Here is a 20,838-nt window from a genome sequence, read left to right as displayed (position 1 = left end):
CCGAACCCTGGCAAGTTCGGCCAACACGCAGCGAGGCGAAGCTGGACCCCGTTGCCACAGGAGCCGGCAGAGCGCGCCCGTAGCCGAGCCGCTCAGATTCAGGATGCCGCGGTCGGGCTCGTGCTCGCCGGGCTGAAGGCCGGCCGATACAAACGAGCCGACCTTCTCGAACGAACGGGTTGGGGCCGCGAGCGTCTGTCCCGCCTCATGAACGGGAACACTCCGGCCGGGTTGGATGACCTGATGCTTCTGCTCGATGCCGCCGGCGTGCCGTTCTCCACGGTCGCGTGGTCTTCGACAGAGGAGCAGCACAGAGAGCGGCAACGCCTCACCGACGTCCGTGACTATCTGGCGAAGGCGCAGCAGCAGGTGCAGGAAGAAATCGTTCGAATCGAGCGAGCGCGTCCAGCGACTTGACCCCGGCCACGTAGAGGAGATCCTGAACCGGAATACCGTCGCTCATCCGTCGCACGAGCCAGGTCGCCCGCATCCGCTGCGGCTTCGGACGAAGCTGGTCTCCCCGCGTGGTTCGGACGAAATCGCTGATCTTGTTCGGGTACCACCGCACGTTCGGCTGAAAGATGGGGCCATGCGTGATGTGCAATGCCGCATGGAGAGCGTCACGCCACTCCTCCTCGACGCGAACGACTCGCGCTCGGGTCCCAGGTACGTCGACCCATGACGCATCGGACGAGATGTCGGATGCCGAGACCGCGCAGAGCTCCGAGGCCGTCAATCCGGCTCCGATGCCGAGAGCCAGCAGAATCCTCGCCGGCTCTCGTCGCCTCTCCTGCTGGATTGCGGACCACACCCGGAGCTCGGCGATCTCTCGGTCCACGTATGGCGCGCTCGGCTCGGAACCGTAGAGCGGCGGCATCGCTCGCTCGGTGACTCCGAGGGCTTCCGCCACGCGCAGGAGGATCGCACGGCGACGGCCGAGTGATGCGTCGGACTTCATCGGGAGCTGTTGCACGGCCACCGCGATGACGTCTCGCCGGAAGAGGAACTCCCGCTCGAGGGGGAGCCCTGACACCACATGCGCCCACCGAACGTGCTGTTGGATTGCGGCGAGAAGGTTCTCCGGCCGATAGGACAGGCGTCGGCTCACGTCGTCGACGACGAGCGCGGCGAAGCGGCGCGCGTCCAGGTCCACTCCGTCGACCGTGTCGTCGAGTTCGAGTGGTTTCGGTGACGTCATGACTCCTCCGAGGCCTTCGCTGTGATCACGCCACGCTAGGCCGATTGCTCGCGCACACGTCGCATCAACTACGAGCAACGGCGCCAACACGGCGTGTCACTCCGGGGGAACGGGACCGCGCATGCCTAGCGCATGCACACACCACGCAAGACCTCCAGATCCAGAAGGGACCGCGGCCCCTGGTGGGCTGCCTACGAACGAGTCGCCGAGCACGCATACGCACTCGGGCGCCTCCCGCGCCTCAGCGACGGAGTCCCCGCCGACGTCGTCGGGTGGGCCGCCGGCCAGCGCCGTGCCACCATGCTCACCGCAGATCAGAAGGCCGCACTGAGGGCACTCCCGGGGTGGAGCGACAGGCCGCGCGCGGACGCGTGGGAGGAACGGGCAGAGGAACTCCGTCGCTTCATCGCAGCCGAGGGGCGGCTACCCCGTGTGAGAGGTACGCTTCCGGGCGAATCGGCGCTCGCCCACTGGGTCTCTCGCCAGCGCGTCGCTGAGGCCGACGGACGACTCTCGCCTGAACGGGTACGACTCCTGGCGTACGCGACCCGCAGCATCTGAACAGACCAGCTGACGCCGACTGCGTCCGTGAGAAACGAAGAACGGGCTGTCCGAGGTGGACAGCCCGTTCTTTATCTCTCAGCGCCTAGTTGAAGGCATCCGTTTGTTGCAGCGGGTCTGCGCCGACGGGACCGCAGCCGGGCAGAGCAGGACCCGTCGCTGAGGCCTGGGCTTGCAGGTGATTGCCCCCTCCCGGGGCGCGACCGTCCGGACCTGCATCAGAGGGGAAGGGGCGCAGTTCGGTCACGCGGCGTCTCCCGCGTGCCGTGGAAGTCCTCGATGATGCGTGCGTTCGTTCCGATGACCGTGAGCACGCTGAGAAACCCCTGCGCCGTCGCTCCCCGCACTCCTCCGCGGGTGTTCTTCCGCGCTTCCCGCAGAGAGGCGGCGTAGGACTCGAACGCTTGACGGCCCATGTTGTTCACCTTGCTCCACTGCTCGGAGTGGTAGGGGTAATGCTGCTCATTCCGCTCAGTCGAGGGGGCCGCCGGGACGTGCGGGTGGAGGCGGGCGAAGTCGGCTCGCGCATCGACCAGCGCCTTGAGCTCCTGGGACGCCTCGGAACGCTCCTTTGGGTCGGTCGTCGCCGAGAAAGCCTGTGCGAAGTTCTGACCTGCGGTCTGCAAGCGTGCTGGCAGCGCGGGCGCATACCAGGTGCCGTCGACGAGGACTCCCGTGTCGGACTTCCGCTGGGCTCCGAGCCTGGTCGCCGGATAGTCCGCGACGAGCTTCGCACCCAGGTCGGCGAGCGAGGTGCGAAACGGCGCTGGCCGGGCTGCCATATAGGCTCGGTCGACGACGACATGATCCAGTCCCGCGGGCCGGGCTGCGATGTCCTGAAGCATCTCGGCAGCGGCTGCCGCGAACCCTTCGTGCGGACGGTGCGGGTTGATGCCGATGACGATGTTCGGCACGGAGCGTGGCTGATCTGGGTCGTTGGGGATCAGCACGGCGAGCTCGTCCTCCCACCCGTACCGCGCCTGGCCATGCTCACCCGCTGTTGCACCGTACACCGCGAAGCCTGCATCGGGCTCGGCGGAAACTCGTCCCTCGGACTCGAGAGCCTCGAACCGACGACGGCTGATACCGCGGGCACCCGCCGCACGGAAGCAGCTGTCGACGACGACGCTCACCGCGGCATCCGAGTCAGCAAACCCGGCCGTCTTGTGCTGAGCTCCGAGGAGGCGGTTGGCGAACACCGCAAATCGTGCGCGACGCTCCTCGAGTTCAGCGCAGCGCTCGGCGCGGTCCTGCAGGAGACGCTCCCACTCGCGCTTCGTGAGTCGACGTCCGCGAGAGTAGGACGGATAGGCATCGATGGTGTCCGTCAGACGCCGAGTCACACGCTCAACCGCGCGCGTGACCTGCTCCGGAACGAGCGACGAGAAGCCGTCGGGGAGATCGAGCGCGCGACGCCTCCCGGGTGTCAAGTGTTCGCACAGCACAGATGTGGCGTTCGAGACCGTCAACTCCTTCTGCGCCAATCCGAGAGAGATCCACACCGCGAGCACCTGCCGGGAGGTCAGTGTCGCCGGTCGCGCCGACCTGCCGCCCCCCTTCGCCCACTCCTCGAGAAGCCTCACGACGCCCGAGGCGTCGATCAGCGCGAGTGCTTCCTCGAGCGTCGCCGTCGGAATCGGAGCCGTCGAACGGGCATAGTACGACGAGGTGCGCAGTGCGTTGCCGACGGGCATGTTCGAGTTGTTGGCGGTCATGTTGCTAGCTGAGTTGTTCATGACAGCCGTGTGCGCGGCGGACTCTCCACTTCTGCGAGCATGTGAGCCAGGGTGTCACGCACAATCAAATCGTGCACGGCGATGTCACGATGTGATGATCACCTCGGCTTCCACTGCACGGGTTTCGTGTCCGAACGGCGTTCGAGACTTCGCCACACATGTAAAGCCGACCATCCACTCCGGAGGCTTCTCTGGAGAGATCGGCGCACGCCAGCTCGCGCAGCCCGAGAAGCACGTGTTCATCGTCGAGCTCGAAACTTCATCGCCGCGCCCCGACCTTTCTGACCGTCGCCGGCTATAAGCAGGGCCTCATGTCGTCGCGCACCCGGCGGCGCGCCTGGGGGTCGGCAGCGGTGTCGGCGGCTTCGACCATTCGTGCTGCAGGTCGTGGCGAGGCCCGTCGGCGCAGCCTGACTCAAGCGCGGACAGGGCAACTTGTCGAATTGAAGTCTCCTTCTCGCGTGTCCAGGTGAAGACTCGGTGAACTGTCGCGCCCCTGATTGATCCTTGCTTTGAATGATGTCAATATAGACGCATGTCGAATCAAGAGGTTGAGTTGGTCATCATCGGGTCGGGCCCCGCGGGCTTCACCGCAGCGATCTACGCGGCCCGAGCGAACCTCGCCCCGGTGGTGATCGCCGGGACGGTGACGACCGGTGGCGCGCTGATGACGACGACCGAGGTGGAGAACTTTCCGGGGTTTGTCGACCCGGTCAACGGCCCGGAGCTGATGGAGTCGATGCGTCAGCAGGCGGAGCGGTTCGGCGCCTGCGTTCTCCTCGACGATGCGGTCCGCGCCGACCTCGATGGCCCGTTCAAGACCATCGAGACCGGCGCGGGTGAGACGTTTCGTGCGCGTGCGGTGATCCTCGCCATGGGTTCCGCGTATCGGAAGCTCGGCCTCCAGGATGAGGAGCGGCTCACCGGGCGCGGGGTGTCCTGGTGCGCCACCTGCGATGGGTTCTTTTTCCGCGAGCAGGAGATCGTCGTCGTCGGTGGCGGGGACTCGGCGATGGAGGAGGCGCTGTTCCTCACCCGTTTCGCATCGAAGGTGATGGTCGTGCACCGCCGCGGCGAGTTCCGGGCGTCGAAGATCATGGCGCAGCGCGTGCTTGACCATCCGAAGATCGAAGTCGCCTGGAACAGCGAGGTCGCACGCCTGAACGGTGCCGAGAAGCTGGAGTCTGTAACACTCCGAGACAGCGTCACCGGTGCCGAACGTGAGCTGCAGGCGACCGGGCTCTTCGTCGCCATCGGCCACGACCCCCGTTCTGAGCTCGTCACCGGAAAGGTCGACACCGACGCGGCTGGGTTCGTGCTGGTGGACCACCCATCGACTCGCACGAGCATCCCTGGTGTCTTCGCGGCCGGCGATCTCGTCGATCACACTTACCGGCAGGCGATCACCGCCGCCGGCACGGGTTGTGCCGCCGCTCAGGACGCGCAGCACTTCCTGTCGCACCTCCAGAACCAGCCATCCACTTTGACCGAGGCCGAGGAGGTCTTCGCATGAGCACGCTTACTGCTGTCACCGACGCGACATTCCGCGACGAGGTGCTGACTTCCGAGATCCCCGTCGTTGTCGACATCTGGGCCACCTGGTGCGGCCCGTGCCGTCAGGTCGCTCCGCTGCTCGAGCAGCTCGCTGTCGAGTACGACGGACGGGCGAAGATCGTCAAGGTCGATGCGGATCAGAATCCCGAAACCGTGTCCGCAGCGGGTGTCACCTCGATTCCGACCCTCGGGTTCTACCGCGACGGAACCCGCACGGACATCCTCATCGGCGCGCACCCGAAGCCCGTCATCGCCGAGAAGATCGAGGCGCTGATCTCATGACCACCGCAACCGCCGCTTCTGCTCCCGTCGCCGTCCGGCGCCTGTCTACGCTCGACAAGTGGCTGCCGCTGTGGATCGGGCTCGCCATGGTCGCCGGGCTCCTCCTCGGCCGGTTCGTTCCCGCACTGTCGGATCTCCTCACTCGTCTCGAGGTCGGCGGCATCTCCGTGCCCATCGGGCTGGGGCTGCTCGTGATGATGTACCCGGTGCTCGCAAAGGTCCGCTACGACAAGGTCGCCGCCGTCACCGGCGACAAGAAGCTCCTGATCTCCTCGCTGGTGCTGAACTGGATTGCAGGCCCGGCGGTCATGTTCGCGCTCGCGTGGATCTTCCTTCCCGATCTGCCTGAGTACCGCACCGGGTTGATCATCGTCGGCCTCGCCCGCTGCATTGCCATGGTCGTCATCTGGAACGACCTCGCCTGCGGAGACCGGGAGGCGACCGCTGTGCTCGTCGCGATCAACTCGGTCTTCCAGGTGATCGCCTTCTCGCTGCTGGGCTGGTTCTATCTCACCGTTCTGCCCGGCTGGCTGGGGTTGGACACTCAGGGGCTGGAGATCTCGGTCTGGCAGATCGCGCTGAACGTGCTGGTCTTCCTCGGCGTCCCGCTCGTCGCCGGCTTCGCCTCCCGGTGGGTCGGCGAGAAACGCCGTGGTCGCGCCTGGTACGAAGAAAAGTTCCTCCCCGTGATCGGCCCATGGGCCCTGTACGGGCTACTGTTCACCATCGTGCTGCTGTTCGCCCTCCAGGGCGAAGCCATCACGAAAAGGCCGCTCGACGTCGCACGGATCGCTCTGCCGCTTCTGGTGTACTTCGGGGTGATGTGGTTCGCCGGGCTGCTGCTCGGCAAGAGCCTGGGCCTGAACTACGCCCGCTCCACCTCGCTGGCGTTCACCGCGGCGGGGAACAACTTCGAGCTCGCCATCGCCGTCGCCATCGGCACCTTCGGCGCCGCGTCCGGTCAGGCCCTTGCCGGCGTCGTCGGCCCGCTCATCGAAGTCCCCGTCCTCGTCGGGCTCGTGTACGTATCCCTCTGGTCCGCGCGCGCCTGGTTCCACACCGATCCCTACATTGGCGAAAGGATCGCTTCGTGAACGTCACGCCCGCGGAAACTGCCGGGACCTGCAGCCCGGTCCCCACCCACGCCATCGGGCAGGAGGCGGCCGCGACGGTCGCCGCGACGCTGAAGGCACTGTCGGATCCGCTGCGCCTGCGCATGCTCTCCGCCATCGCCTCTGACCCCCGTGGCGAGTCCTGCGTCTGCGACCTCGCCGAGCTCGCCGACGTGTCGCAGCCCACGGTGTCGCACCATCTGAAGGTCCTCAAGGACGTCGACGTGCTCACCTCCGAACGGCGCGGCACCTGGGTCTGGTATCGGATCACCCCCCGCCGTCGAGGCGCGGTTACCGCCCTGCTCGACTCCTTCGCGCCGGCTACGGTGACTGAGGCGACAGGCGCGACTGAACTGGTGGAGGGAGAGACCCGCCCCGACTTCGATATCCGAATCACGCACCTCGCAGACGAACTGGCCGCAGAAGTTCCGGAGCTCGAGCCGGAGACCGTGCTCAGCATCGTCCGGGAGTCGTACACCTCGCTCGCTCGAACCGCGAAGGTCACGGGAGCACTCGTTCCGCTCACCGAACGCTTCGCCCGTCAGCGCCTCGCGGACCTCACCCGCGACCGCGACGCGTCCGTGCCACAGGTGCTGTTCGTGTGCGTCGCCAACGCCGGGCGATCCCAACTCGCCGCGGCTCTGGTCAACCAGATCGCCGGCGGCAAGGTGCTCGCACGCTCCGCCGGGTCCAGGCCCGCCGAGGTCATCCACCCCCACGTGCGCTCGATCCTCGCCGAGATCGAAGGCGATGTCGCAGGCGAACGGTTCCCGAAGCCCCTCACCGACGACGCCGTCCGTGCAGCCGACGTGGTGATCACGATGGGCTGCGGCGACGTCTGCCCAATCATCCCCGGCGTCCGTTACGACGACTGGGCAGTGGGAGACCCCGCACTCGCCTCCCGAGAAGGCGTCGAAGCTATCCGGGACGACATCGCCGCCCGCGTTCGCATTCTCGTCGACGACCTCACCCACTGACCCCACCACCCCCAGGAGCCACCATGACCAACGCCACCGCCAAGCCCTCCGTCCTCTTCGTCTGCGTCCACAACGCGGGACGCTCCCAGATGGCCGCCGGCTTTCTTCGCGATATCGCAGGCGACCGCATCGAGGTGCGCTCGGCCGGGTCGATGCCCGCCGAGCAGATCAACCCCACCGCCGTCGAGGCGATGGGCGAACTCGGGATCGACATCACCGCTGAGCAGCCCAAGGTCCTCACGACCGAGGCCGTGCAGGCCTCCGATGTCGTGATCACCATGGGCTGCGGCGACGCCTGCCCGTTCTTCCCCGGTAAGCGCTACGAGGACTGGAAGCTCGACGACCCGGCCGGGCAGGGCATCGACGCGGTCCGCCCGATCCGCGACGAGATCCGCACACGCATTGTGAAGCTCGTTGGCGAACTCGTCTGAGGATGATGCGGTGGCCGCCCGGGATAGGTGTTACCTCCGCTCGTGGGATTCCCACTCGTCCCCACGCTCATCCCGCGAGCAAGGTCTAGTAGCTGCTGCCGTATCCGATTGGTCTGCGCGACGGGCGCTGCGCGCAGTCGCAACCGCAGACGGGTGCTGACAGCTCTAAATTGACTGTAATCGCTAGTGGGGATCCGTCGCGTGGGTCCGTGACGGTGACGGTCTTCTCGACCAGTTCGCTTGCCATGGGTATCTCCTTCTTCTCCTGTGTCGGCGCGAGTGCTCGTGAAGCGGCCTAGTGGCTGTCGCCCAGCCCACCGGTGAGACGTCCGTGCAGCAAAGTGGTGGCGTCGTTCATCCCGTGCAGGGTGACGTGTTTTCCGTGGTGTTCGTACTTCGTGACGATGGCGTCGAGGGCAGCGACGGTGGATGCGTCCCAGATGTGGGAGCGGGACATGTCGATGACGATTCGTTCGGGGTCGTGGCTGTACTCGAACTGTGTGGTGAGGTCGTTGCTCGAGGCGAAGAACAGCTCTCCGTCGACCGTGTAGTACGCCGTTGCGGTGCCGCCATGCTCGGCGATGTGGCGGGTCACCGTGGTGAAATGCGCGACCCGGCGGGCGAACAGCACCATCGCGGTGATGACACCGAGGATGACGCCGACGGCGAGGTTGTGGGTGAGAACGGTTGCAATGACAGTGATGAGCATGACTGCGGTCTCGCTCTTGGGCATCCGCTTCAAGGTCGCCGGCCGGATGCTGTGCCAGTCGAAGGTGGCGAATGCGACGAGGAACATGACGGCAACCAGGGCGGCCATCGGGATCACCGCGACGACGTCGCCAAGCGCAAGGACAAGGACGAGGAGGAAGCTGCCGGCGAGGAAGGTGGAGATGCGAGTACGGGCGCCGGAGGCTTTGACGTTGATCATCGTTTGGCCGATCATCGCGCAACCGCCCATGCCACCGAACGCGCCTGACAGAATGTTCGCCGCGCCCTGGCCGAGCGCTTCACGAGTCTTCCGTGAGTGCGTGTCAGTGATGTCGTCGACCAGCTTGGCCGTCATGAGGGACTCGAGCAACCCGACGACCGCCATCGCCAGCGCGTACGGCGCGATGATCCCGAGGGTCTCGAACGTGAGCGGAACGTTCGGGATGAAGAGCTCGGGCAGGCTTCTGGGCAGCTCGCCCTGGTCGCCCACATTCGGCACACCCCAGCCGAAGACGACCACCGCCGCAGTCAGCAGGACGATTGCGACCAGTGGCGCCGGGATGACCTTCGTGATTCGCGGCATCAAGATCATGACCAGCAGGCCGGCCGCGACGAGCGGATAGACCAGCCACGGCACATCGAACAGCTGAGGCAGTTGCGCGATGAAGATCAGAATCGCCAATGCGTTCACGAAGCCGACCATCACCGACCGAGGGATGAACCGCATCAACTTCGCCACGCCGAGCACCGCGAGCACGATCTGCATGGCTCCGCCCAGCAGGACGGTGGCGATGAAGTAGTCCATCCCATATTCCCGGGCCACAGGCGCGATCACGAGCGCGATAGCCCCCGTGGCGGCGGTGATCATCGCCGGACGGCCACCCAGGAACGCGATGGCGACGGCCATCACGAACGAGGAGAACAGGCCGACGCGGGGGTCGACACCGGCGATGATCGAGAACGCAATCGCCTCTGGGATGAGCGCCAGGGCGACGACCAGGCCGGCCAGGACTTCCCGGGTCAGCAGACGCGGGCTGCGCAGAGCTTGCATGACCGTAGGCTCGATGCGGTAACGGGACGGAATGTCAGATGTGGGAGTGATGGCAGTCAAAGGAACCTTCCTTAGGATGCTCGAATCGCGAGCGTGAACGGGACGCGCGCCGGCGCGCGGGCGTCGATCAGTTCGACGCGGAAGAATAGGGGGCTGAGCGAGATCACGCTCACGCACAGACTCTAACGTAACGTGAGGTTTGCGCGCGAATCGGAAAGGCAGGGCTCGTGACCGGCGAAACAGCACTCCGCATCGGCGAAGTCGCCGAACAGACTTCCCTGTCGTTGCGGACGCTCCGGCACTACGAGGAGATTGGCCTGGTCGCACCCTCGGCACGTACCGAGGGCGGATTCCGGCTCTATAGCGAGCAAGACGTCGCCCGTCTGATGATTGTGCGACGCATGAAGCCGCTCGGGTACACGCTCGAAGAGATGCGAGCGCTACTCGACGTGGTCGACGCAATCCGCGGTGGTGCAGCCGACGCTGAGACGGTGCAGAAATTGGACAAAATCCGTGACGAAGCCCATGCACGGCGAAAGAAGCTCGCCACCCAGGTCGCGATGGCGGATGACTTCCTGGCACAACTCGAAGACATCTGACGGCGATGTAACAAGCACTGCCGCCGGAACTACAGGCGTGGTTCCGCCGCGAATATTTCCTTCTACCGGCGAGCCCGATGAGCTCATCCAGGAGTTCGTCGCTGAGGGTGGAAAGTCTGAGGGCTGATGGAAGAGTTGGTCCTGTCCTTGAAGCATCGCGCTTACCGAACGCGCAATCGCTAGGCGCTGGTGACCTTGCTTTGGTGACGGGGTCTGCCCCGAGTCTTGTTGACAGTCGGGGTTTGGGGTGATCAGGCCGCTTTCGCGTCCGTGTAGATCATCTCAAACTCGATGGGGGTGAGTTTGCCGAGGCCGCGCTGACGACGTCGACGGTTGTACTTCGTCTCGATCCAGATGACCATCGCGAGGCGGAGTTCCTCGCGGGTGTCCCAGCGTCTGGTGTTGAGGACGTTCTTCTGGAGCAGGCTGAAAAAGCTCTCCATGCTCGCGTTGTCTCCGGCCCCGTAAGACCGGCCCATGGACCCGACCAGGCCGTTGTTGCGCAACAGCCGCTGGGTGCGTTTCGCGCGGAACTGGCCGCCCCGGTCGGAGTGGCAGATCGTGCCGTGCGGGGACCGCAACGCGATCGCGTTGCGCATCGCCGCCCGTGCCAGGGACGACTTCATGCGGGTATCGATGGAGTAGCCGACGATCTTATTCGACCAGACGTCCTTGATCGCGCAGATGTAGAGCTTGCCTTCCCGGGTCGGGTGCTCCGAGATGTCCCACAGCCACACCTTGTTCGGCGCGTCGGCGACGAACTCGTGCCGCACCACACCATGCTCATCGACCACCGCGAGGAGATCATCGTGGGGTGCCGGGCCGGTGCTGCCGGGCTTGCTCCGCTTCTTGTGGTGCGACGCCTGGATCCCCGCGATCCGACACAGCCGGTGCACACGGTTCTCGCTGGCGACGATCCCGTGCTCGGTGTCGAGCTCGTCGGTGAGGAACCTGTACCCGAGGGTGATGTCACCGGCATGCAGGTCGTAGAGCACATCGATGAGGTGCGCATCGTCCCAGTCCCGCTGCGAGACCGGATCTTTGAGCCACTGGTAGTACCCCTGCCTGGATAGGCCGAGGACCCGCAACGCCACCGCGACCGGCGCCCTCACAGGAGCGCCGGCCGCAGCCATCTCGTGGACGAGCGGGAAGACTATTTTCCCGGCAGGTTCGCCTGCGACAGATAGGCCGCGGCCCGCCGCAGCACCTCGTTCTCCTGCTCCAGCAGCCGGATCCGCCGGTTCGCATCACGCAACTGCTTGCGCTCGTCCTCGGTCAGCCCGGACCGCTTGCCGTCCTCGATATCGGCCTGCTTCATCCAGTTGGCGAGGGAGCCTTCGGAGATACCGAAGTCCTTCGCGATCTGCGCCAACGGCGCCAAGCCCTTGCGGGCCACGGCCACGACATCGTCGCGGAACTCCTTGGGGTACGGCTTTGCCACAGGAACATCCTTCCAGCGAGGACGAATCCTCACAGATCAGATGTCAACCAAACTCGGGGCAGACCCACGCGCAGGCGAACTAGGCTCTGGATTCCTCGGACGAACCGAACGAGCGCAGCTCTCGCGAGCCGCGCAAGACGAACTCGTGCAAGGTTCTAGGCGTCAGCGCGACTTTCCTGCGGAGCGCCATGCATCTCGCCGCAGGCACTTTGATAGACGACCTTTCTGGTGCGCGGGTTTGGTAGAGCATCCCATCTCTGCTCGCATCAGATGCGCCCTTCTGGGACCGGCGCGAGTAGCGTGATGCTCGCGACATTGGCTGCGGGCTAGTGGTAGCAATCCCGCGCGCGCACGTACAAGCAAGCAACGGCATAGGGGCCACCTGTGAGTGATGCAGAGAGCGCGAGCGTCTGGGCAGAGATTATCGGCGACTGCTATACGGCCGAGGGATTGGCACTCGCTCTGGGGTGGGATGAGGCCAAAGTCGCGGAGGCTACGGAATCACTCCGCGTGCTCGCGTTGACGACGAGCGACGGCCGCCGGCTGTACCCACAGTTTCAGCTGCAGCATGGCCGGGTCCTCGAGGGTCTCGCAGACGTTCTCCGTGTCCTGAATACTGGTACACGCTCGACGTGGACCTGGGCACAGTGGCTGAACACCGCAACCCCCGGGCGTCGCTTTGGGCGCAACATCGATGTGCTCCGTGCGGGATGCATTGACTGTGTTCTTCGCGACGCGGAGCGGGTTGCGGCTTCGTGGCGGTTGTGACACAAATCGGAATCCATGTCCCACGGCGTTGGGGCCATTGAAGCGCCCTGGGGGTGCTGGAGGCTCCTGACCTTGGGAGCGAGGATGGAGTTATGCCGAAGGAACTGGCAAATGGACGTCGACAACGCGTCGTTACTCAGACAAGGAGAGGGCCAGGCTAGGGGGTCAAGTCCGTGCGGATGTGGGTGAAGCAGGCCAACATCGAAGACGGCGTCACTCCGGGCGTGAACTCAGCAGAAGCGCCGCGGGGGAAGGAACTTGGGCAGGAGACTCGAGAGTTGCGGCGGGCCAACGAGGTGTTGAAACGGGCAGCGTCTTTCTTCGGGCTGGAGCTCGACCGCCGCTCCCGGAGGAGTCGCGCGTCATCGAAGCGAATAAGGACGACCGGGTCGACGGCCGTCCGCTCGGGGTCGAGCTCATCTGCAGACTGCGACACGAAGCGAGTGAAGACCACCTCGACGCGATTGGGATGGCCCGCTGGCTCCGCGGTGCCCGACTCAATGACCTGAGGTGTCATGGCGACGCGGCATCTCAATTCACGTCGATTCGCTACGGCGAACGTTGCAGCCAACCACCCGATCTGCTGGTCGGAATCAAATAGCGCGAGTCTCCATCAGACCCAGGGCGCTTCATTCGGACAACCCCTGACCGAGTCCAGAGCGAACAGTCACCGACTTCTTCTGGGCAATGTCCCTCCGCCGAATAGGATCTCCCTGACGGCAACCGAGGAGTCTAGAAGTCTTGAGCAACAACCACGCCACGTTCATCTGGTCGATTGCGGACCTCCTCCGCGGGAGCTTCAAGGCCCATCAGTACGGCGACATCATCCTGCCGTTCACCGTGCTGCGGCGATTGGATGCCGTGCTTGCACCGACGAAGCAGGCCGTCTTCGCGGCGGTCGAGCAGGCGGCAGCGGACGGCATCCCCGTGCGCGCATCGTTACTGCGCAACACGGCTGGCCACGAGTACTCGTTCTGGAACGAGTCGAAGTTCGATCTGAAGACCGCGTTGGGTGACTCCGAGAACCTGGCGGCGAACCTCTCCGACTACGTCACCGGATTCTCGGAGAACGTCAAGGACATCTTCGACAAATACAAGATCTCGGACCGCATCGCCGAGCTCGACGAGCATGACCTGCTCTTCCATGTAGTGCAGCGCTTCGCAGCAGTCGATCTGTCGCCGGCGGCGGTGCCGAACGAAGAGATGGGGCACATCTTCGAGGAGTTGATCCGCAAGTTCGCGGAAGCCTCTAACGAGACCGCCGGTGAGCACTTCACTCCGCGCGACGTCATCGAGCTGATGGTCGACATCCTGCTCGCACCCGAATCCGACACACTCGCGAAGAAGAACGTTGTCCGCTCTGTCTACGACCCGACCGCTGGAACCGGCGGCATGCTGTCGGTCGCCGAGGATCACATCCGCAGCGCCAACCCGACCGCGACGCTGACGCTCGCCGGGCAGGAGATCAACCCCCAGTCGTACGCGATCTGCAAGGCCGACATGACGGTGAAGGGCCAATCGGTAGACGCAATCTTCTTCGGTGACACCCTCCTCAACGACGGCCACGCCGGCGCCACGTTCAGCTACGGCCTCTCCAATCCGCCGTTCGGTGTCGACTGGAAGAAGCAGCAGAAGGCCATCACCGAAGAGCACACCCAGCGCGGCTACGCGGGCCGATTCGGACCAGGCCTGCCGCGTGTCTCGGACGGATCCATGCTGTTCCTCATGCACCTCATCTCCAAGATGCGCTCAGCCGCAGATGGGGGTGGACGTGCCGCCATCGTTCTCAACGGCAGCCCGCTGTTCACGGGCGGGGCAGGGTCGGGAGAATCGAACATCCGCAAGTGGGTGCTCGAGCGCGATCTGCTCGAAGCGATCATCGCGCTGCCGACCGACATGTTCTACAACACCGGCATCGCCACCTACATCTGGGTGCTCTCGACCAAGAAGAGCGCCGAGCGCACGGGCCGGGTGCAACTCATCGACGGCACCAAGCTGTACCGCAAGATGCGCAAGGGCCTCGGCTCGAAGCGCAACGAGCTCGGCCCCGACGACATCGCCACGCTCGTGAAGCTCTACGAAGGCGAGCGAGATGAGCTGCGCTCGAAGACCTTCGCCAACGAAGACTTCTTCTACCGCACCATCACTGTCGAGCGCCCACTCCGGCTAAACTGGGCGCTCACACCAGACCGGCTCGCCGTGGCCCGTGAGGCGAAGACACTCGCCAAGCTCGACCTCGCTCCGCTCGGCAAGGTCATCGAGCGAACGCCAGACATCGAAGTGCCTACCTATGACCTTGCCTCATTCCGCAAGCACGTCACGACCCGCCTCGCGGATGCCGGCCTTACGCTCACCGCACCGCAGCTCAAGGCCCTCATCTCAGGGCTCTCGGAGCGCGATGAGAACGCGCCCATAGTGCTCGACGCGAAGAAGCGGCCTGAACCCGACCCCACCCTCCGCGATACCGAGAACGTGCCCTGGAACGAAGACATCCACACGTACTTCGCGCGTGAGGTGACACCCTTCGCGCCGGATGCCTGGATCGACGAAGCGAAGACGAAGGATGGATGCGAGATCCCCTTCACACGCCACTTTTATCAGTACGTACCCCCGCGCTCCCTGGCTGAGATTGACGCCGACCTCGAAGCCGTCCTGGGGCGCATCCGCTCGAGGCTCGAGGCGGTAAGAGCGTGACTGGACAAGCGCCTTACTCGGAGTACAGACCGAGTGGCGTCGAGTGGTTGGGCGAGCTTCCAGCCCACTGGGGGCCACGCCCAGATTCGTCGAGTGTCGGCAGTTGTGAACGGAGGCACCCCGCCTCCGGACGCTTTGAACTGGGGCGGCGAGATTCCCTGGGCGACGCCAGTGGACCTGAACACGGCCGACGGGAGCGTGCTTCACTCCACGCTTCGAACTATCACGGCACAGGGGCTGGCATCCGGCTCATCCCTTGTTCCGGTGGGATCGGTGATCTTGTCAACTCGCGCTCCCATCGGATATTCGGTCTTGTCCGGGTCGCCGGTAGCTTTCAATCAGGGATGCAAGGCACTCATTCCCACGCTCGCAGTTGACCCGCATTTCTTGCTGCTTGTGATGCAGGCCGCAAAGAGTGAACTTAGCCGCCGCGGTCAGGGGACGACGTTCTTGGAGTTGTCGTCGATGGCGCTTGGATCTGTCGAGATTCCACTTGTCCCCGTTTCAGAACAGCGCGAGATCGTAAGTTACCTGATTCGGGAGACGGCGGAGATCGACGCGTTCATCGCGGACCAAGAAGAGCTCATCGCGCTCCTCACCGAGCGACGCGCCGCGACCATCACTCACGCTGTGACCAAGGGCGTCGACCCCGACGCCCCCATGAACGACAGCGGAGTTGAGTGGCTCGGCGACGTTCCGCAGGACTGGGCAGTTGCTCCATTGAAGTGGCGGGCTCGGTTAGTCACAGGGGGAACACCAAAAGCCGCAAATGACTTCAGTGAAGTTTCGGGTCTCCCGTGGTTTCGCCCGGAGGATCTGGATGTTTCCGGCCGAAATTCGGTAGCGTCTCGATCTATCTCTACTGTGGGGGAAAAAGAGCTGCGATCTTTCCCTGCGAGCTCAACCCTCATTTGCACTATTGGAGCCACTCTCGGCAAAGCGGGAGCGATTGGGAGCGAGGGGTACAGCAACCAGCAGATAACCGCGGTAATTCCTCGGACTGACAACCCTCGATTCATCTATTACACTATGGTCGCGGCGCGTACCGAGATCGTTCGACTATCGGTGGGAAACACGCTGCCGATCATAAACAATGACCGGATGGGCGTCTTGCGGATCCCCATCCCGCCAAGCGATTACCAACATAGAATCGCGGATTACCTCGACCACGAGACAGCCGAGCTCGATGCGACCATCGCCGACGCGAGCGAAGCTATCGCGCTCTCGAAGGAACGGCGGGCGGCGCTCATCTCCGCGGCGGTCACCGGCAAGATCGACGCGCGCGGTCTCGTATAGCGCGCATCACGGCGACGTCTTCGACAATCCTCCCCGTGCACTGCCAGAGTGAAGGTGTGGCGATTCAGCATGAGGACGCATTCGAAACCGAGCTGTGTGAGCACTTGGCTGCTCACGGGTGGGAGTATTCAGCCAACGCCGACGGGTACGACCGTGGGCGGGCATTGTTCCCGGCGGATGTGTTCGCGTGGCTTGAAACGACGCAGCCGGAGCAGCTTGAAAAGTTGGTGAAACCAGGCGCATCCGAGACGTCGAGGGACTTGGGGCGTAAGCAGATCCTTGACCGTATCGCGGCGGCGCAGGGCAACGACACGATGAATGGCGGTGGCACGCTCAATGTGCTGAAGTCGTCGGTGGGTGTGTTGAACGCGAAGTTTTCGTTGTTCCAGGCGCGTCCGGCAACGTCACTGAATACGACAACCGTGGAGCGGTTCGCGGCCAATCGCCTCCGGGTGATGCGCCAGGTGACTTACTCTACGAAACACGCAAACCGGATCGACCTGGTTCTCTTCGTCAACGGCATCCCGGTATCGACTATCGAGCTGAAGACCGACCTCACGCAGAATCTCGCCGCGGGGCTGAAGCAGTACGCCCAGGACCGCAAGCCTGAGGGAGAGCCACTGCTCACCTTCGGCCGCGGCGCGCTCGTACATTTCGTCGTGACGAACGAAGAAGTGCACATGACGACGAAGCTGGACGGTCCGAACACGCGATTCTTGCCGTTCAACCGAGGGAAGAACAACGGAGCGGGCAACGCGGCACTGCCGGGTACGAGCCCGACCGCGTACTTCTGGGAAGAGATCCTCGAGCGGGGCACGTGGCTCGACCTCATCGGACGGTTCCTGCACTACCGGTTCACGGAGAAGACCGACCCCATCGACGGGAAGAAGACATACGACAAGGCGCTCCGCTTCCCGCGGTACCACCAGTGGCGTGCAGTGTCGAAGCTCGAGCGAGCCGTGCTCGCGGAGGGGCCCGGCCATAACTACCTGATTCAGCATTCGGCGGGGTCGGGCAAGACAGACTCAATCGCGTGGGCCGCGCATCGGATGGCGCAGTTGCATGACGCCGGCGGACACAAGGTGTTTGACGGGGTCATCGTCGTCTCCGACCGGCAGGTGCTGGATGGGCAGCTGCAGCGCGCGGTGGAGCAGCTCGAGACGACAGCAGGCGTGTTCGAACCCATCACACGGGGTGGTGACGCCTCCAAGTCGAAGCAGCTCGCTGAGGCCCTGCTGGCGGGTAAGCAGATCATCGGCGTGACCCTGCAGACCTTCCCCCACGCGCTCGACACCATCGAAAAGAACACCGGGCTCGCCGGTCGCAACTACGCGGTCATCGCCGATGAGGCGCATTCGTCGCAGAGCGGCGAGGCCGCCGCGTCCCTGAAGCAGGTCCTCACCGCCGGGGCGCTGGATTCAGGCGATGACACCGTCGACGCTGAAGACGTGCTCGCCGATGTCATGGCGCGAAAGGTCGGGATCGGAAGGATCTCGTTCCTCGCGTTCACGGCGACGCCGAAAGGAAAGACTGTCGAGCTGTTCGGTCGGGCAGACGAAGCCGGCGTGAAGCAGGCTTTCGATCTGTACTCGATGAAGCAGGCCATCGAGGAGGGGTTCATCCTCGATGTGCTGAAGAACTACCTGCCCTACGACCTCGCCTTCACACTCGCGCACAAGGACTCGGCGACCGGCGTGGATGTCGAGGTCGACACCGCGAAGGCCGGAAGTGAGGTCATGCGTTGGGTGCGGCTGCATCCGACGAACATCGCGCAGAAGGTTGCGGTCATCGTCGAACACTTCCGCACGAACGTGCGAAGCGAGCTCGGCGGGCGGGCGAAAGCGATGGTGGTCACCGGGTCGCGGAAAGAGGCGGTGCGCTACAAGCTCGCCATCGACGCATACCTGAAGGAGCACAAGCTCGATGGACAGCTCGGAGCGCTCGTCGCGTTCTCCGGCTCGGTGGTGGACGAGGCCTCAGGGCCAGACGAATTCACTGAAGCATCCCTCAACCCGGGTCTCAAGGGCCGGTCGCTGGAGGCGGCGTTCGGTGGCGACGAGTTCCAGGTGATGATTGTCGCGAACAAGTTCCAGACTGGGTTCGACCAGCCTCTGCTCGTCGGAATGTATGTCGACAAGAAGCTGTCTGGCATCACCGCGGTGCAGACACTTTCGCGGCTGAACCGTGTGATTCCGGGCAAGGAGAACACGTACGTCATCGACTTCGTCAACGACCCCGCCGAGATCCTTGCTGCCTTCCAGGTGTACTACGAAGAGGCCGAGCTGACCGAGCCGTCGGACCCGAACATCATCCACGACATGCTCGGCAAGCTGCGCAGCATGAACATCATCGACCCGCACGATGTCGATGCTGTCGTGAACGCCTGGCTCACCAAGACTCGCCATAACGCGCTGTACTCGCACATCAAGGCGTCGCGCGACGTGTTCTGGGACAGATGGAATGCCGCCGTCGATGCGTCCGATGACCTCGACAAGGCGCGTCTGGAGGAGTTCCGGGGGACGGTGTTCGCGTTCGTCCGCGCCTACGACTTCCTGTCGCAGATCATGGACTACGGTGACACCGACATCGAGAAGTGGGCGATCTTCCTGCGCGTCTACCGCCGGGTCATCGAACGCCACGATGCAGACCCCGCTGCGGTCAACACCGACGAGATCGTCCTCACGCACTACCGGCTGCGGCGACTCGATGCCCAGAACCTGGGTCTCACATCAGGGTCGGCGGGCGAGCTGTCAGGAATCACCGCGGCCGGCTCCGCACAACCGCGCGAAGCGAAGTACGGGTTGTTGCAAGACGTCATCGACAAGATCAACACCCTGTTCGCCGGCACCGACGTAGATGAAGTCAACGGGGTCAGCGCGGCCGAGACGATCCTCCGCCACGTCGTCGACAACCCGAAGATCCAAGCGGAAGCAATGGCGAACACCCCCATCGACTTCGAGACCTCGCCGACCATCGTCGCCGAACTCGAAGACGTGATGTACGCATCTGCCGCCGGCCACAGCAACGCGATGAAGGCGCTGCTGCAAAAGAGCGACTTCAGATCCATCGTCAATGTGCTTGTCGCGATGGGCCTGTACGAAAAGACCCGCGACGAGGCGGAACGCGCCGCAGCCGCCGGGTAGTGGCCGTCTCTAGGGCGGTCAGCCCGACTCAGCGCTCGCTACCTACACCTCCATCGCACCCCCGCGGTTCAATCGAACCCTTCAAGGTCGGCGAGCCCGGCGGAGGGAGGGTCGCATCAACCGCGAGCGGGTCGCAGTTGCGATTGTCGGCGATTGCTCGGCCGCACTGCCGCGTTCGCACTTGATGCGACCCTGACCCCTCGAGGGACCACGCCGAGCGGCATGGTTGACCATGTAGCAGCGGCCAACACCTCAGCGTGGAGGGGGGAACAGATGGACGGTTCGATGCGAGCGGTCGAGCACACGCCGATGATCGACCTCCCGGACGCGCGTGTAGCCGTCTGTGGAGACTGGCACGGGAACACTTGCTGGTTGCGGTCGCTTGCACCTGCCATCCGGAATATGTCACCGGACATCACGACCATCCTGCAGGTTGGTGACTGGTGGATGGATCTCGGATTCAGCGACCGGGTCTTCAAGGACGCTGGAATCGAGCGGGTGCTCGTCACGCTCGGCAATCACGAACCATGGCCACACATCAACCCGGTCTTAGACGCCTACCCTGGTGAGGCGGTTCGGGTCTCCGAGCGCACGTGGCTTCTGCCTCGGCCCTACCGGCTCCTCATCGGTGGACGACAGATTCTGTCCATGGGCGGGGCCACGTCGGTGGACAGAGCGTGGCGCAAAGCGGGCACGGAGTGGTGGCCAGACGAGGCAATCACGGAGAGGCATGTCGAATCCGCGTTGGCTGGCGGCCCAGCGGACGTCATGATCGCGCACGAAACCCCGGCGGCTACTCCTGTGCGCGCAGTGAGAGAGCTCCTGCGCACCAACCCGTTCGGTTTCCCCGCCGAGGCTCTTGTCGAGTCAGCAGCGTCCCGTGCTCGAATCACTCGAGTGTGGGACGCTGTCCGACCCGATCTTCTTCTCCATGGGCACATGCACGTCCCCGGCGGCGGAACAACGACCGACGGCCGCCGCGTGATCAGCCTCGGGCAGGACGAGCAGCGGGGACACCTGGCATTCCTTGACCTCGCGACGCTCACCATCGAAACGCCCAGCCTCCGCGAAATCCGAGACGCCAGCGCACGCGGAGACCACACTCGTCACCTGGGTTGGGGATGATCTGTCTCGCCCGCCGCGGACCGTCGTCGTGCGCATCGCACCGGCCACCAGATCCGTCGCATCCCAGCCGGGGGAGTGGGCGACTGCTGCTCAACATCGGTAGGACGGAGGGCAACGATGCCGGACTGGCTGCAATCCGAGCACTTCGAGCAATTCGGTTAG

General features: G+C 64.4%; 15 protein-coding genes and 1 pseudogene. 12 read left to right on the top strand and 4 right to left on the bottom strand.

Features of this window, described 5'->3' with window-relative positions; all coding sequences use genetic code 11:
• Positions 1–328: 328 nt before the first annotated feature.
• On the bottom strand, positions 329–1,288 hold the full coding sequence (locus tag BLU02_RS16505) for a hypothetical protein (protein WP_157547075.1): 960 nt from the start codon (positions 1,286–1,288) through the stop codon (positions 329–331).
• 42 nt (positions 1,289–1,330) lie between these two features.
• On the opposite strand from BLU02_RS16505, the gene BLU02_RS17945 reads away from it, so the two are divergent.
• On the top strand, positions 1,331–1,759 hold the full coding sequence (locus BLU02_RS17945) for a helicase associated domain-containing protein (RefSeq protein WP_082750055.1): 429 nt from the start codon (positions 1,331–1,333) through the stop codon (positions 1,757–1,759).
• A gap of 218 nt (positions 1,760–1,977) precedes the next feature.
• Here the strand turns inward: BLU02_RS17945 and BLU02_RS16495 are convergent, their stop codons facing one another.
• On the bottom strand, positions 1,978–3,495 hold the full coding sequence (locus BLU02_RS16495) for a hypothetical protein (protein ID WP_157547074.1): 1,518 nt from the start codon (positions 3,493–3,495) through the stop codon (positions 1,978–1,980).
• Between the two features lie 535 nt (positions 3,496–4,030).
• On the opposite strand from BLU02_RS16495, the gene trxB reads away from it, so the two are divergent.
• Genes trxB through BLU02_RS16470 form a run of 5 tightly spaced genes read left to right on the top strand, consistent with a single transcriptional unit; the run spans position 4,031 to position 7,851 of the window.
• Positions 4,031–5,008 carry a thioredoxin-disulfide reductase gene (gene trxB / locus BLU02_RS16490; protein ID WP_060922224.1) on the top strand — a complete coding sequence of 326 codons (978 nt, stop codon included), beginning with the start codon at positions 4,031–4,033 and terminating at the stop codon, positions 5,006–5,008.
• Complete coding sequence (gene trxA, locus BLU02_RS16485; RefSeq protein WP_060922223.1) at positions 5,005–5,331, top strand: thioredoxin; 327 nt, start codon at positions 5,005–5,007, stop codon at positions 5,329–5,331. The genes trxB and trxA overlap by 4 nt, the downstream gene beginning before the upstream one ends.
• The gene (arsB, locus tag BLU02_RS16480; RefSeq protein WP_060922222.1) at positions 5,328–6,425 is read left to right on the top strand and encodes an ACR3 family arsenite efflux transporter; all 1,098 of its coding nucleotides are present in this window, start codon (positions 5,328–5,330) and stop codon (positions 6,423–6,425) included. Before trxA ends, arsB begins: the two co-directional genes overlap by 4 nt.
• Entirely contained in the window at positions 6,422–7,420 is a 999-nt protein-coding gene (locus tag BLU02_RS16475; RefSeq protein ID WP_060922221.1) for a metalloregulator ArsR/SmtB family transcription factor, read from the top strand. Before arsB ends, BLU02_RS16475 begins: the two co-directional genes overlap by 4 nt.
• A 23-nt stretch (positions 7,421–7,443) precedes the next feature.
• Entirely contained in the window at positions 7,444–7,851 is a 408-nt protein-coding gene (locus BLU02_RS16470) for an arsenate reductase ArsC (RefSeq protein WP_060922220.1), read from the top strand.
• Between the two features lie 295 nt (positions 7,852–8,146).
• On the opposite strand, the gene BLU02_RS16465 is transcribed toward BLU02_RS16470, so the two are convergent.
• Positions 8,147–9,610, bottom strand: coding sequence for a SulP family inorganic anion transporter (locus tag BLU02_RS16465; RefSeq protein ID WP_082750054.1), 1,464 nt, complete (start codon positions 9,608–9,610; stop codon positions 8,147–8,149).
• A gap of 227 nt (positions 9,611–9,837) precedes the next feature.
• Here BLU02_RS16465 and BLU02_RS16460 point away from each other — a divergent pair, with 227 nt between their 5' ends.
• Positions 9,838–10,209, top strand: a complete 372-nt coding sequence (locus BLU02_RS16460; RefSeq protein ID WP_060922218.1) for a MerR family transcriptional regulator — start codon at positions 9,838–9,840, stop codon at positions 10,207–10,209.
• 251 nt (positions 10,210–10,460) lie between these two features.
• Here the strand turns inward: BLU02_RS16460 and BLU02_RS16455 are convergent.
• Positions 10,461–11,650, bottom strand: a protein-coding gene (locus BLU02_RS16455; RefSeq protein WP_157547066.1) for an IS3 family transposase whose coding sequence is annotated in 2 segments (ribosomal slippage) — positions 10,461–11,369 and positions 11,372–11,650 — 1,188 coding nt in all. Because the reading frame shifts where the segments join, the coding sequence is not laid out codon by codon here.
• A 929-nt stretch (positions 11,651–12,579) separates the two neighbouring features.
• Here BLU02_RS16455 and BLU02_RS16450 point away from each other — a divergent pair.
• From BLU02_RS16450 to BLU02_RS16430, 5 genes and pseudogenes are all read left to right on the top strand, one after another.
• Positions 12,580–12,855: pseudogene (locus BLU02_RS16450) on the top strand (IS3 family transposase); the annotation flags it as partial.
• Between the two features lie 304 nt (positions 12,856–13,159).
• On the top strand, positions 13,160–15,112 hold the full coding sequence (locus tag BLU02_RS16445) for a type I restriction-modification system subunit M (protein ID WP_060921609.1): 1,953 nt from the start codon (positions 13,160–13,162) through the stop codon (positions 15,110–15,112).
• A 33-nt stretch (positions 15,113–15,145) separates the two neighbouring features.
• The gene (locus tag BLU02_RS16440; RefSeq protein ID WP_082749984.1) at positions 15,146–16,408 is read left to right on the top strand and encodes a restriction endonuclease subunit S; all 1,263 of its coding nucleotides are present in this window, start codon (positions 15,146–15,148) and stop codon (positions 16,406–16,408) included.
• Between the two features lie 56 nt (positions 16,409–16,464).
• Complete coding sequence (locus tag BLU02_RS16435) at positions 16,465–19,551, top strand: type I restriction endonuclease subunit R (protein ID WP_060921611.1); 3,087 nt, start codon at positions 16,465–16,467, stop codon at positions 19,549–19,551.
• A 273-nt stretch (positions 19,552–19,824) separates the two neighbouring features.
• Positions 19,825–20,676, top strand: a complete 852-nt coding sequence (locus BLU02_RS16430) for a metallophosphoesterase family protein (RefSeq protein WP_231919603.1) — start codon at positions 19,825–19,827, stop codon at positions 20,674–20,676.
• Positions 20,677–20,838: the final 162 nt, after the last annotated feature.

Source organism: Microbacterium paraoxydans (assembly GCF_900105335.1).
GTDB classification, from domain to species: Bacteria; Actinomycetota; Actinomycetes; order Actinomycetales; family Microbacteriaceae; genus Microbacterium; species Microbacterium paraoxydans.
Note: the sequence above shows the minus strand (reverse complement) of the source record. Positions and strands in the feature narration are given on the sequence as shown.